This is a genomic window from Paenibacillus apiarius (assembly GCF_017052585.1).
Lineage (GTDB): Bacteria > Bacillota > Bacilli > Paenibacillales > Paenibacillaceae > Paenibacillus_B > Paenibacillus_B apiarius.
On record NZ_JAFFHZ010000002.1, the window covers coordinates 17,928 to 30,601 of the forward strand.

The 12,674-nt window shown below is 50.6% G+C and carries 12 protein-coding genes and 1 pseudogene; 3 read left to right on the plus strand and 10 right to left on the minus strand.

Features of this window, described 5'->3' with window-relative positions; genetic code table 11:
• The first annotated feature begins 31 nt into the window (after positions 1-31).
• Positions 32-772 carry a hypothetical protein gene (locus tag JSQ80_RS26295; protein ID WP_206097778.1) on the plus strand — a complete coding sequence of 247 codons (741 nt, stop codon included), beginning with the start codon at positions 32-34 and terminating at the stop codon, positions 770-772.
• 709 nt (positions 773-1,481) lie between these two features.
• Here the strand turns inward: JSQ80_RS26295 and JSQ80_RS26300 are convergent.
• The 5 genes and pseudogenes from JSQ80_RS26300 to JSQ80_RS26320 all read right to left on the minus strand — a co-directional run bounded on the left by JSQ80_RS26300 (position 1,482) and on the right by JSQ80_RS26320 (position 6,635).
• Positions 1,482-2,620, minus strand: a pseudogene (locus JSQ80_RS26300) (IS630 family transposase).
• A 155-nt stretch (positions 2,621-2,775) separates the two neighbouring features.
• On the minus strand, positions 2,776-3,651 hold the full coding sequence (locus JSQ80_RS26305; protein ID WP_206097779.1) for a P-loop NTPase family protein: 876 nt from the start codon (positions 3,649-3,651) through the stop codon (positions 2,776-2,778).
• Positions 3,652-4,038: 387 nt separating this feature from the next.
• Positions 4,039-5,613: a GMC family oxidoreductase gene (locus JSQ80_RS26310; RefSeq protein WP_206097780.1), complete on the minus strand. Its 1,575-nt coding sequence runs from the start codon at positions 5,611-5,613 to the stop codon at positions 4,039-4,041.
• Positions 5,610-6,206, minus strand: a complete 597-nt coding sequence (locus JSQ80_RS26315; protein WP_206097781.1) for a gluconate 2-dehydrogenase subunit 3 family protein — start codon at positions 6,204-6,206, stop codon at positions 5,610-5,612. The genes JSQ80_RS26310 and JSQ80_RS26315 overlap by 4 nt, the downstream gene beginning before the upstream one ends.
• A gap of 33 nt (positions 6,207-6,239) precedes the next feature.
• Complete coding sequence (locus tag JSQ80_RS26320) at positions 6,240-6,635, minus strand: hypothetical protein (RefSeq protein WP_206097782.1); 396 nt, start codon at positions 6,633-6,635, stop codon at positions 6,240-6,242.
• Positions 6,636-6,942: 307 nt separating this feature from the next.
• On the opposite strand from JSQ80_RS26320, the gene JSQ80_RS26325 reads away from it, so the two are divergent.
• Positions 6,943-8,061 (plus strand): mandelate racemase/muconate lactonizing enzyme family protein, encoded by a 1,119-nt coding sequence (locus JSQ80_RS26325; protein ID WP_206098155.1) that lies wholly within the window; start codon positions 6,943-6,945, stop codon positions 8,059-8,061.
• Positions 8,062-8,226: 165 nt separating this feature from the next.
• Here the strand turns inward: JSQ80_RS26325 and JSQ80_RS26330 are convergent, their stop codons facing one another.
• The 4 genes from JSQ80_RS26330 to JSQ80_RS26345 form a co-directional block, all read right to left on the minus strand.
• Positions 8,227-8,655, minus strand: coding sequence for a VOC family protein (locus tag JSQ80_RS26330; RefSeq protein WP_206097783.1), 429 nt, complete (start codon positions 8,653-8,655; stop codon positions 8,227-8,229).
• Positions 8,656-9,084: 429 nt separating this feature from the next.
• Positions 9,085-9,924, minus strand: coding sequence for a hypothetical protein (locus tag JSQ80_RS26335; RefSeq protein ID WP_240464316.1), 840 nt, complete (start codon positions 9,922-9,924; stop codon positions 9,085-9,087).
• 105 nt (positions 9,925-10,029) lie between these two features.
• Positions 10,030-10,443: a thiol-disulfide oxidoreductase DCC family protein gene (locus JSQ80_RS26340; protein WP_240464317.1), complete on the minus strand. Its 414-nt coding sequence runs from the start codon at positions 10,441-10,443 to the stop codon at positions 10,030-10,032.
• Positions 10,444-10,489: 46 nt separating this feature from the next.
• Complete coding sequence (locus tag JSQ80_RS26345) at positions 10,490-11,059, minus strand: helix-turn-helix domain-containing protein (protein WP_206097785.1); 570 nt, start codon at positions 11,057-11,059, stop codon at positions 10,490-10,492.
• Positions 11,060-11,179: 120 nt separating this feature from the next.
• Between JSQ80_RS26345 and JSQ80_RS26350 the strand changes: the two genes are divergently transcribed.
• The gene (locus tag JSQ80_RS26350; RefSeq protein ID WP_206097786.1) at positions 11,180-12,160 is read left to right on the plus strand and encodes a DMT family transporter; all 981 of its coding nucleotides are present in this window, start codon (positions 11,180-11,182) and stop codon (positions 12,158-12,160) included.
• Between the two features lie 168 nt (positions 12,161-12,328).
• Here JSQ80_RS26350 and JSQ80_RS26355 read toward each other — a convergent pair whose 3' ends face one another.
• Positions 12,329-12,523 carry a hypothetical protein gene (locus JSQ80_RS26355; RefSeq protein ID WP_206097787.1) on the minus strand — a complete coding sequence of 65 codons (195 nt, stop codon included), beginning with the start codon at positions 12,521-12,523 and terminating at the stop codon, positions 12,329-12,331.
• Between the last annotated feature and the right edge of the window lie 151 nt (positions 12,524-12,674).

Sequence of the window (12,674 nt, forward strand, 5' to 3'; positions counted from 1 at the left end):
TATTTCCATTATATCACTTAGGAGGAATAAAATGCGAGAAAAGTTATTATTGTCATGCTTGGCTGCACTTTTTTCGTTCGCTTTAGTTGTAGGATCAATAAGTGCTGCTCCATCAATTTCTGATTCGGCTATTCCAGACGGCTATGAAGTGGTTAAAGTATACCCTAATTCTAATTCATTACAGGCAAATATCCCATATAACGATAAGTTGAAGAACTTGGAGCTGTTACCTGAAGTTGTAAACAATGATACAGGAAAAGAGGTCGCTTTTCAAACTATTAAAAAGAATGTAAGACCTCTCTATGATTTAAGAAATACTACTACTGGTGAAATTGTTACTCAATATTCAGCAGATGTAGCAATTTTGGCTACAACGCAAACTAAATCTACGGAAGGCTACGATAAGACTTCCAGTGTTCTTGCTAAGGCTACTATTTACTGTACCCTGTCTGGATCAGCAGCTGAAGAATACATGAATTTAGACAAGGTGGTTTGGAGCTACGAAATAACGGACAGCAGCGTAAAAATTAAAAGTAAATCTCATAAATTCATTCAGAACGGGCCTACATCTAATGGTCATGCTAATCAAACAAAGACTTTAAACCCTTCAGCTTTTTCGGGAACAGATAATGTTAATTGGGGATGGAAACCTATCAATACCTTATCTACAGTTTACTTTGTAGGAGTTGATATGACTGCCACTTTAGGAACAACCTATGATTCAAGTGAATGGACTATGAACATTAAATGTCAGTTCTCAGGTATTTTCTAAGGTATCCTATGAGTAGATTTTTACTACCTGTAAGTTTGGAGAAAGTCGAGATTGGGGCTATAATGCACCCATAATCGACTTTTTTGCTTTATTACCGCCACTTTTATACCGTACAGTCAATTCTGACTATCATACTATCTTTCTCTCACCCCCATTAACTCCCGCGCCTTCGCTTGGGCTACTCACTATATGAAAATACAGTAGATTCAAAGGTTCTTCAACGAAACTTATCATTTAATTTTACATAGTATTTTGTACATATGTATTTGACTTTACTGATTTTGATTTTATACGTCTTTAAACAGCAAAATAGAAGCCTACGATTATTTTTCCTTCTGTAAATATACGATTGACGTGTAGCATCCTTAGTAACTCCCACCGCTTGCGTTCCTTCTCTGCTTCATATTCCATTCTTATCCTGAGACTCGATGGCTGCTTCTGCACTTTTTTCCGCCGCAACTGCATTCCTTTCTGCTACAAGGGTATTACGACATTACGACGGGCAGTCCACCATGAAAATACATTGATCACAATAGCAATAGCAGCTGAGATAGTAGGATATCCAATCAATGGGCTTGATTTCTAATGTTATTTCCTCTTTTTCTAGATGAAATCAATTGTCTGTTTTTGGTAACCACAGTACTTCCAGCACTCAAGCCAATGGGATAAGAATCTATTCCACTGGCCATGAGCTATAACTAGTACTCCATCAGTATTTAAACTGTGGATATAGTCTTTTTAGTTTCACCCGGGCATCTTCCGTGGTGAATTGCCAATCGACGCCCTTTTGAAGACGATTACGGTCATGTTCCTATACGGTCAGTTCGCTTCTTAATTCCTCTATGGAAGGAATGCGGCGACCCAGACATTGACGTGTCATGACACTGAGTTCAATTTCGGCGACGTTCAGCCAACTGCCATGCTTGGGGGTGTAATGAATCTCCAGCCGCTTGGCCAATCGCAGAGCGGTTTCCGGTTCAAACGCTTGGTAAAGCGAAGCGATCGAATGGGTATTCAGATTGTCCATGACTAAGCGAATTTTAGGCGCGTCCGGATAGTGAACCTCCAAGAGTCCCCGGATTTCCTCGGCCCAATCCATTCGCGTACGCCGGAGACGAACGTTCACATGTCGCCAACCTGCCAGTGCTTCCGTAAAGATAAAGATGGCGTAATGCCCATTTCGCACGTATTCCGCATCCTCACGAAGCGGCTTTGCCGGTTTCATCGGAATCGGATTCCGGGCTTCGTCCAAGAGCTGAAAGGGTTTTCATCCATGCAGATGACCGGACAGGCGGGATCATAGGGCAGTTGGTAGACCTCCAGCACGTCTTCCATTGGGCCACAAACGCTGCATTTTGCTCCGGTGGAATACACCAGCATTTACGAAGATGAGGCTTCAGTTCGTTTTTTTAAAATACGATCGACGGGTATCATATGAAATGCTGTCAATATAGTGGAGTTCCACCGCTTTATCGGCGAGCATCCGCAGCGACCAACGGCTCTTTCCCTCCCGAGGTGTGCTGAGCTCAGCGCAATGATTTGAGCTTCCAATTCCCCCGTGATTTTAGGGGGATTCGGCGGCGTTAGTCGCTTTTTTCGTTCGATGGCCGCTTGCAGTCCTTGCTCGGCATATCGCTTTCGAACCAGGTACACGCTATTGGTAAGGATGTTCAGCCGCTGTGCGATCTCGATATCCGAAAGCTTGCCGCCGTCTCGATTTTCATCCGCCCACAGGAGAATTTGAGCTCGTCTTAGGGAACGTGCCGCTACCTTTCCTTTGCTACACAAGCCCTGCAACTCCTTTTGTTGCTCAGGGTTCAAATTTACGATATAGTTTCGTTTTCTCATCGTCGATACCTCTTTTTAGTTCGACTCTATCATAGATTCTATATTTTAACTATTTTTAGACTGATGGAGTACTAGGTTCATCAAGTTATACATCAGACGAAGCCTGACACAAGGATTAATATATGTTCTGAACGCATTGGTTTACATAATATATATTACGTTAATTCATTTTCCAAAAATCGATCTACTCGCTCCAAACATGCCTCCCAATCGTAGCCTGAGTTATCCAAAATGAAATGTTTCCAAGGGAGCAGCTTCAACACCTCCTTCTCGATGCTTTTGCGTTCACGCAGCACCTCAAGGCAGCCTTCCAGTCCCGTCAAGCCATGCGCTAATCCGTAGCCTTGTGATGTGTGATAATTCAGGAAGCCTTCATACCATGATGATGACCGGGTAATCGCCGCACGTTCCAGCGTGTCCCGTATATCTGACTGATCATAATAGAACAACACGGGCTCGAGCTTCCGCACCCGCTCGGCCAGGTCCAGTATGAACGACAGGATGTTCCGGCGGGCTGCATGATGCCGCACGAGCATAGCGCAAAGTGTATTTTGCAGGAAGCAGCATTCGAAAATATATACCTTCTCTTCTGCGGCAGCGCGCGCTCCGAATCGTTCCCACCGCAACAGCAGCAGCTCGCAATACTTCTCCATCGGCAGACCGTCGTAAATATCATACGGACGCACATGCTGGATGATCGCATTCATTGCAGCCTGCTTGGACGAAGCGGACCGCTCCCCTCCAGCCATTGCATTCATGCGGCCATAGCAGAATAAGTAATCCTTATCCTCATTAACTGTACAGGCCAATACCGTATCCTGTTCATGCGGAAATAGACGCAACAGCTCCTTGAACTGTTCTTCCGTCAGACAAGCGGTATATTCGTAATCCGCCGGATGATCCGTGTTTCCTTCCACATACAGATCAACCTCAATCCCCTGCTCCCGCAGCTTGTCACTGATATGCCGCGCTGTCGTCGTCTTGCCCGAACCCGCTACGCCTTCTACAATTATCAATTTGGTATTTCTCATCCTGCTTCTCTCCCCTATTGCCCGTCCACGGGCGCACAAATAACCGCAGGAACATACCTGCGGCTGTTATTTCACGGCATACGCCAATCCAGATCAAAAAGACCGCAGGATTCCGTCCCTGCAGTCGGTCTTTACGGCAACAAACATGTAACATGCCAATGTGTCTAGCAGGAATATGCAATGCTTCCCGCTGCTCGCGCGCTATTCGGGACGGAATATATAAATAGGTTAAATGGAACGTTCGCATTCCCCATCAACATGAGTTCCGCCTCCTTTCGCTTTGCATGTTTATGATTGAATCCATCTTATTTTATGTTCTCTCCTAAACGGTGTCAACTATATGTTCCATACCAATTCATCATGTGTGCATATTTTACGCTCATGCGTTTACAGTTCTCGGCGCTTGGCCTGTTCCTTTATATAATCTGCGGTCCGAAGTGCCAATGCCATGACCGTGTTCGTCGGATTCGCTCCACCAGACGTGACGAAGGTGCTCGCATCGCATATGAACAGGTTCGGAATGTCGTGACTCTGTCCATAAGAGTTGACGACCGATGAGCGGGCATCGTTGCCCATGCGGCAACCGCCCATCAAATGCGCCGTATCGGGGACAACAAACCGGACCTGACCACCAGCCGCCTCCAAGATGGAGCTCATCGTTACCACCGCATGATCGATGAGCTTGTGATCATTTTCACCGTAGCTGAACGTTACTTTCGCCCGTGGCAGCCCATACTCGTCCTTCTCCTCGACCAACGAGACCCGGTTGTCTGGATTCGGAAGCACCTCGCCGACCATAGTTGCACGGGCGTAATAGTTGTAATCGAGCATTTCCTCCCGCAGCCTTTTGCCCCAGAGCGGACCTGACTGCGATTGGCTGATCGCCTGTCCGAAGCTGACGGGACGGGCCCCGTGCGCATGCAGCGAATACCCTCGCACGAATCCACGCTCCCGATCGGTCTCGTAGAAATCCTGGGTCGTCGCGAGCACGGGAGTGCCTTTATATAGCCGAATGTCACGATCGAATTTGGCGTACACGTCATGACTGGAATGCGGCATGATGGCCTTGCCTACCCATCCGCTGCTGTTAGCCAGCCCGTCCGGGAATTGCGCATTCGCTGAATGGAGCAGCAGGCGCGGCGTCTCAACTGCGTATGCGGACAAGATGACGACCTTCGCCCGCTGCTCATACGTCTTCCCTTCGTGTATGAACTCCACTCCGGAAGCCTTGCCGTCGGACTTCATGAGCACCTGGGTCACCATGCAATCCGCCAACACTTCCGCGCCCGCCTGCATCGCTTTTGGAATATGAACGATTAACGTACTGAACTTCGAGTTCGGCATGCATCCTTGATTGCAAAAGCCGCGGTTGATGCATGGCGGACGGCCTTCGAACGGCGCGGACAGGATGGCAAGCGGCGGCACGGAAGAGCGGATGCCCAGCTTCTCGCATCCCTGCATAAATGTATAAGCGTTCGGACTGAGCGGCTCGCGCTCTGGATACGGGTATGGGCCATGGTAGCTGCCCCATGGGAAATGCTTTGGCCCGGAGACAGCAATCTCCCGTTCGTTGCGCAAATAATATGGCTCCAGATCCTGATACGCAATCGGCCAGTTCTCACCCACGCCGTCTTCCGATTTCACACGAAAATCCGATTCGTGAAACCGCAGGAAGACGGCCGTGAAATGGACCGTTCCACCGCCTACGCCCCGGCCTGAGTTGTTGTGTCCCATCTTCAGCGGATTGTTCCCGTCCACGATGCGCGTGTCCTGCCAGCCTAAGTTCTTCATGGTGAGCTCGTCGCTTGCGAAGTCGGACTGCGGATCGCGGAAAGGCCCCGCCTCCAGCACGACGACGCGCAGGCCCGCTTCGCTCAATTCCTTGGCCAACACGCCGCCAGCCGCTCCGGCGCCGACGATGACGACGTCGGCCTCTTCATTGGCATACTTCCGTGTGATCATGCCTCCGTCTTCGCCTCCCATGGGTCGAGCTGCCCGATATCACCCCGGACATATCCTCTCGGATATGCCGGACCCGCATACCCAATCTCGGACCATATGTCTGGATGAGAGCAGTACGCATCGATTGCCGTGCCAAGCAGCTTCTTGAACAGCCCCTTCTGCTTAAGAGCAGTCCATTCCGGCGAGAGCTGAAGCTTGCCCTCGCTTAACCGCTCCAATATCTCAGATTGCTGTGCCCCCTTTAATTGATCGAACGGCGCCCCATGTTCGTTCCGGGCCTTATTATCCAATTGTTGAAGACCTTCCCGTATGAGTGTCTTTTCTTCCGGCACTCCGGCTTTGCGCTGTCCCTCCCCTATTTTACTCGTTATAATCTGATCAAAGTGCATCAATATGTATGAAATGACATTATCGCGTTCATCGGCGACGAGCAACCTGCAGACCGCGCCAAGCGTCGCGAGCTCTAATTCCTGCAACGCCTGCCAAGTTGTCTCTTCGCGCAACCGCTCGGTCACGATGATCTGCGTATGTGAATCCCATTCGTCCCGTTCCTTCATCACATCGAACGAAGGATAATGGCTCTTTTTAGCCATAGCCTTAACCTCCTGTCTCCACCATGATCATCCTTAGACGGTCCAATACAAGGCTACCAAGCCCAAGGCGCTCATTGCCGTTATCATCAGCGGCAGCACAACGGGAGGCCCGATGAGAAAATTTCGGAACGCCCATCCTCCGACACGCTTGCCCACGCCGCTCACATGAAAGTAGAAACCGGCCAGACCGGCAACTGCCCCTATCCACATGAGCACTTGGAACAACCCCCTTACCCAACTAGCGTTATTGAACGAAAGCAAGAGGCCTGATACGAAAAAAACGGGTGTCGCGATTACCGGCACCCACATGGCCGCATGGTGGAAATTTTGCCGGTAGTGATATAACGTCACTTGAATGCCAATCATCAAAAAAGCAAGGCTGACGAACAAGATAAGGACACGGTCCAGCGACCAAGACGCCCACTCCATGCTGCTTCCCTCTCTTCATATCATCGTTATACCTAATATTTCCCTTCTCTTCTACCCGTATCCGTCACGATGAAAAAAACGGAGCTCCCAAAGAAGCAAAACAGGGAGCGGAAAAGAAATGGGCTTCCCGGTTAGCGATTACGTCCGCCTACACCTGCCTTCCATGATAGAAGGCGGGCGTTTTGAAGTATGGCGCATATATTATAAGTCGGTTCATAGTAACAGCCACGGCTTTGCATACTAGATAAAGATTCGTTAATCAGAAAGACGCAGGAAAATAATTGCATGAAATGTAGAGGTGATCACACTGCGGATTGTACAAGTAGACACGTTCCCGCTGTTATACCGGAATTCGAAGCCATACGGCGACGCCAACGGGCTGAAAGCATACCGCTCCACTTATTTCATCCGCTTGGTGACAGAATCCGGTATAACCGGATGGGGAGAATGCTCGGGGTGGCTGCCTGCCTTGGAGTGCGCCTTCCGGGAACAGATTATTCCGTACATTCTCGGCCAGGACGCACGATTGCGCACAAAAATCGTTCAGACAATCGGCAGTTGGCATACCCGCCCGGCTTCCGCCGTCAGCATGGCGCTTACAGACATCGCCGCCCGCAGAGCGGGACAATCGGTATGCGGGTTATGGGGCGGACCGTTGCGCGAACAAGTTCCTGTGTATGCTTCCTTTCAATCCTATACGGAAGATGAGACATGGGAGAGCGTTTCGTTGCAGAGGATTGAGGAAGCGCTAACTAAGGGCTTTACGCGGATGAAAGTGAAGGTCGGCGGGAAGCCGCTCGCCGATGACATGCGGCATATTCATGCCCTTCAATCCCGCTTCGGCCGGCATATCGAACTGGCGCTTGACGCCAATCAGAGCTATGACGCGGCAGCGGCATGCGCTTGGCAACCGCTCATTGGGAAGTGGGACAATTGGATGTGGTTCGAGGAACCCTTGCCGCTGCATCAGTGGCAGCCTTATGCCCATTGCAGGCAGAAGCTGGGCATTCCGATAAGCGGAGGCGAGAATGTGGCAGAAGCGAAAATATTCATGAACGCCGTGCAGCAGCAAGCCTTCGATATCCTGCAGCCTGATCCGGTTCATGTCGGGGATCTGGATGAATATCGCGGCATCCTGCAGTTGGCGCGGTTCGCCGAAATTCGTGTCTCGCCGCACACCTATGACGGAGCGCTCGCACGCTGCTACGCCTTGTATGCGCAAGCTTGCCTGAAGCCATGGAGCAAGATGGAGCCCGATTCCATCGAGCCTGTCGAATGGGACATGATGGACAATCCTTTCACCTCCATCGTGCCGCTTCAGGCCGAGCAAGGCATGGTCCGCATTCCGTCAGGGACCGGAGTCGGGCTTGAGGTCGACGAAGAGTTGATGCGGCATTATCGTTGGGACGGCTCCCGTTATTGGTAGCTCGTAATTTCCCGCCGTCTCGTCTCTTTCGCATGCCTTCCCTTCAAGGCCGAGGCACCCTCCCGCAGTGGCAGCGGGCGCCGGCATGAGCGCGTGCGACACGGGTTGCCAGGAAAGGCGAAGCATCCGCTTCGCCTTCTCCTTTTCTTCCTCCACACTCTTATATTATTGATTCGGGAAATCCAACTGCCAGCGGATGCCGTATCGATCTTCAAGCACCGCGAATTTCGATTGCCAGAACGTATCCTGCAACGGCATGAACACTTGGCCGCCCAGTGACAGCTGCTCGAACAAGTGTTTGATCTCCTCTTCGGACTCACAGGACACGGTCAATGCCACCTTGTGACCATCCGATTTATCGGAGGGCCCACCTAAGCTGTCTGCGCAATACAGCGTTTGTCCCGCCAACGTGAATTCGGCATGAATGAGCTTATCTGCGTCGGCATCAGAAATGGTCCATTCCACATTGTTCTTCGCCTCCCCATAACGGGACACGGCGATAATCTCACCGCCTCCGAACAAAGAAATGTAATTTTTCATCGCTTCTTCCGCCTGACCGTTGAACATTAAGTAAGGCACGATTTTCGCTTTCATGCGACCAACCTCCGCGTTTAACCTTTTGATTTGCCTCTATAAGTTTACAATTTTTCTCCGGATGTCATCCATCACATCAATCAGCTTCTTTCTTAATCCCATTAACCATTCGGGAAATCCTTCCGTCCATTTCCTCTCCGATCGACTCTCGTAATCTTTCGTGAAGGCAAATCCGTTCTCGGCATATAAGAGCCGCAGCTTATCTAGCCATGACAGCTGTGTCCATAAAAAAGCGCAAAAAAGCCATGGCTCTCATCGCCATGGCTCAATACACCCATAATTGGTGCAGGTTACGCATCCGTGCGGGAAAGTGAGAGGCAACGAAGCGATGAGGCAGCATTGCTAATCATTAACTTCATCATCGTTCATTCTCACTCCCTTCCATTCAAGTTGGAATAATTTCGATAAGCGCTCCGCGCGAGACGGCTGCTACCCCCTGCGTCTGCGGGAACGATCCGGCCACGGGGCCGTGAACAAGGTAGCCGGCACGAACAAGACGGCCGCGAACAAGGCCGCCCAGGCCAATGAATGCTGCATCCCTGCTTCATGCCCACGCACAGCCTCCAGTGAATCGCCGACGACATATCCCGCCTTCGGCATTTCAACTTCCTCGCTTGGATGGTGCGGGGTCATTCCGGCAAAGGTGACCGCATCCGAGCCGTTCGGGAACTGCATCGGCACCAGCTTCCCTTCCTTCGCCTCACCGACGACGGTTACCTGCTGACCCCAAGCTATGCCTTCATAAGACAAGGCCTTCCCCTTTGGCTCCAAAATGAGAACCTGTCTATCTTCCACCGTCTGTCCGCTCTGGCTCAAGACCTCTTCCCCGAGTATTATTGGCTGGTCCGTCAGACGATACACGGATGACATTAAGGGAATTCCGTTGATCGTCAATCCTTCGGTGCTTCCGACCGTAGATATGTATCGGATCGTATAGGCGCATTTTCTGGAATTGCAGGACCATTCGCGTTCCTGCTTCACCAAGAGCGCATAATCATCGGCCAAATGCTCATCACGCGCCGGCAAGACGGACTGCATTGGACCCGTAACCGCTACGATACCGCTTGTATCCGGTCCAATCGCCTGCACCTCTTGCGCTTGCTCCAGCGCATTCTCCCAGCCTTTGGATTCGCTATACATCAATCCGAAGCCGCCAAAGACCAGCAGGTCGGCAATGAGGAAAAAGATGAACCAGCCGCTCACGCCCCGCTTGGCTGTCCGCCTGACGTTACGTTTGGATGTAGCTGCATATCCTCGTTTTGTCATCATGCATCCCTTCTATCAACCATTTTCAATCATCTTACCTTGTAAAGAAGAAAGGAAAAAATCGAGCAAAATACCTATTTTTCGTATGCAGGATAGGAATGATCAGAATCATTTGGCTTTATCCGAATGGCCTGGATGAATGGAACAGCCCTCATCATCGCAGGCTCCAGATGGCACAATGCTGCGCCGGGCGGCAATCCAATCGTACAGCTTGTCGCCGATGCCCGACTTCATGCCGAGCCAGACGAACGGACTGAGGGGCATGAGGAGCGGCACGCGTGTGCACAGCTTATGAACCGCTGCGATTCCGGATTGCATGCGGCCGTCATGAACGGAACGCACGTGCATCCGCGCTTCGAGCTCTTGGGGGGAGACGGATATATGCTGAATGTCTTCGGGATTGCGGATCGAATAAAATCGCAGGCTCCCAAGCCAATCCCATCGCTCCAAGCGCCGGCGAATACCTTTGCATAGCGGGCACCAGCCGTCATAATACACCTCGATCAAAAGCCGTTTCCGCATGTTCATCCACTCCCCCTCTTGTTGCCGTCTCATTCAAGTCCTAGTTTCAAGGGTAACACATCGTCAGATGCAAGACCGTTGCTTCATCAGTGACGTTCTTGTACTGGTGTGCTTCCGTAGCCGAAAATAGAATGGAATCGAATGTATTCAGCGTATATGATTCGTCCCCGATCGTCAATTCGATGGTTCCCGCCATGACCGTGACGATTTCCATCGTCCCTGCATGATGGCTTTCCGGGATGTAGACAGTGTGCGGCTGCACGTACGCGCGATGCATCTCCAGCTTCTCCCTGACATCGCTGAACATCGGCTCCAACGTCCAACCTGGATTATCGCTGTCATATCTCGGCCCTTGACCGGCCCGGGATATCGACACGGCATTTTCCGGCTTAAGCAGCGCCATTAACGGAATAGACAGCTGCTTCGAAATTTTCCACATCATTCCGATGGTCGGATTCGTCTCCCCGCGCTCTATGTTCCCAAGCGTCAATTTGCTTACGCCGGTTAACGCCGCGAGCTCTTCCAGACTAAGCTTCCGGTCTTTCCGCAGCTTGCGCAAATTACAGCCGACCGCTTGCATCAGCAGCTTCGTTTCATCTTCTTGAAAAGGCTTCATAGCCGTATCCCACCCTAAATAATGTTATAATTAAGTTTATTATAGTTTACTTATTATAATTTATAGTATATCATACTTAACTATATACGATTGAAAATGATTATCAAAGAGGTGAATCATATGAGAGCCATACTTGTCGGCATATTATCGTCGTTGTTCTTCTCGGCGACCTTCATCATCAACCGGGCTATGAACCTGTCAGGCACGAGCTGGGCTTGGACCGCTTCGCTCCGATTCCTGCTGGCGCTTCCCTTTCTCATTGCCATCGTCGCCTTCCGCGGCAATTTGACGGGCTTGTTCCGCGAAATGCGCAAGCATCCGTTTCAATGGCTTCTCTGGGGCACCCTTGGCGGGGTCGGCTTTTATTCGTTGTTAAGCTTCGCGGCCGTTTACGCCCCATCCTGGCTCACTTCCGGAACGTGGCAGATTACGATACTGGCAGGAGCCTTGCTGTCTCCGCTGTTCTTCGCCTCCGTCCCATCGGCGGAAGGTCCACGAAAAGTGCGTCAAGCCATTCCTTACAAAAGCATGCGGATCTCTGTCATTATATTAATTGGCGTCATCCTGATGCAAGTGACGGAAGCGGGGCAAATTACGACGGCCGAGCTGCTGTCAGGATTCATGCCGGTGCTCATCGCCGCTTTTCTGTATCCGCTCGGCAACCGTAAAATGATGGAGCTGTGCCACGGCAGACTAGACACGTTCCAGCGCACGTTGGGCATGGCGATCGGCAGCCTTCCGCTTGCGATCTTGCTAGGCGCTTACGGAACGGCTGCCGTGGGTTGGCCCACCGGTTCGCAAATGGTGCAGGCGCTGCTGCTTGCAATCTGCTCCGGCGTTATCGCCAGCCTGCTGTTCTTCTTGGCAACCGATATGGCAAAGCATAACACAGTGCTGTTGGCCGCGGTCGAATCCACCCAATCGGGTACGATGGTATTTACGGTCTTGGGCGAAGTTATGCTGCTGAGCGGTTCGTTCCCGCAAGGATGGTCGATGGCCGGCATGATTATCGTCATCATCGGCATGATTGCGACCAGCTTGTCGGGCCGACGCTTTGCTCCGGCGAAGCCTGCAGCGGCGTTAAAGGACAGCGGGGCGTAACCTAAATAGAAAGCTTGCGCCTAGGATCGACAGTTTTCATCGTGTGGTTACCGCCATACACAGCAAAACCTCCGGCAGCAACCGGAGGTTTATTTAGTATCAGGAGGTAAAAGGAACCATGGAAAGTTATTTTTTTCACAATGTTTTGAAAGCTAAATCATAGACTTTTTATGCGTAATAAGCGTTCAGCAAATCGCGAGTTTCTTCTTTGCGCTGTTTTGGAGCAAGGCCTTGGTCTGCCCAGCATTGACGGCACGTTTCTTCGGTCGTGCATTGATGCTTATCATCACACATATAGCAAAGTTGGAGGTAGTTGCGGGTTACTGTATCTGTATGGGTATCAAACGTTTTGAATGTTCTCATTATTCTCACTCCCTCTTCTTTATGGCTTAACTATATCATGAATTTGCGCTATCGTATGTGAATTAAATCACATAAGAATGACGCAGGCGGACCAATACAGCTTAGATATCACATTTCTCAAGTGTCGAATCACAGCAACCGCTTGCGCAGC

Bases quoted from the DNA above. Each gene is read 5' to 3' on its own strand.
- JSQ80_RS26295 (WP_206097778.1), top strand. From the start codon at position 32: ATGCGAGAAAAGTTATTATTGTCATGCTTGGCTGCACTTTTTTCGTTC.
- JSQ80_RS26305 (WP_206097779.1), bottom strand. From the start codon at position 3,651: ATGAGAAATACCAAATTGATAATTGTAGAAGGCGTAGCGGGTTCGGGC.
- JSQ80_RS26310 (WP_206097780.1), bottom strand. From the start codon at position 5,613: ATGATCACACGGAAGTATGCCAATGAAGAGGCCGACGTCGTCATCGTC.
- JSQ80_RS26315 (WP_206097781.1), bottom strand. From the start codon at position 6,206: ATGGCTAAAAAGAGCCATTATCCTTCGTTCGATGTGATGAAGGAACGG.
- JSQ80_RS26320 (WP_206097782.1), bottom strand. From the start codon at position 6,635: ATGGAGTGGGCGTCTTGGTCGCTGGACCGTGTCCTTATCTTGTTCGTC.
- JSQ80_RS26330 (WP_206097783.1), bottom strand. From the start codon at position 8,655: ATGAAAGCGAAAATCGTGCCTTACTTAATGTTCAACGGTCAGGCGGAA.
- JSQ80_RS26335 (WP_240464316.1), bottom strand. From the start codon at position 9,924: ATGATGACAAAACGAGGATATGCAGCTACATCCAAACGTAACGTCAGG.
- JSQ80_RS26340 (WP_240464317.1), bottom strand. From the start codon at position 10,443: ATGCGGAAACGGCTTTTGATCGAGGTGTATTATGACGGCTGGTGCCCG.
- JSQ80_RS26345 (WP_206097785.1), bottom strand. From the start codon at position 11,059: ATGAAGCCTTTTCAAGAAGATGAAACGAAGCTGCTGATGCAAGCGGTC.
- JSQ80_RS26350 (WP_206097786.1), top strand. From the start codon at position 11,180: ATGAGAGCCATACTTGTCGGCATATTATCGTCGTTGTTCTTCTCGGCG.
- JSQ80_RS26355 (WP_206097787.1), bottom strand. From the start codon at position 12,523: ATGAGAACATTCAAAACGTTTGATACCCATACAGATACAGTAACCCGC.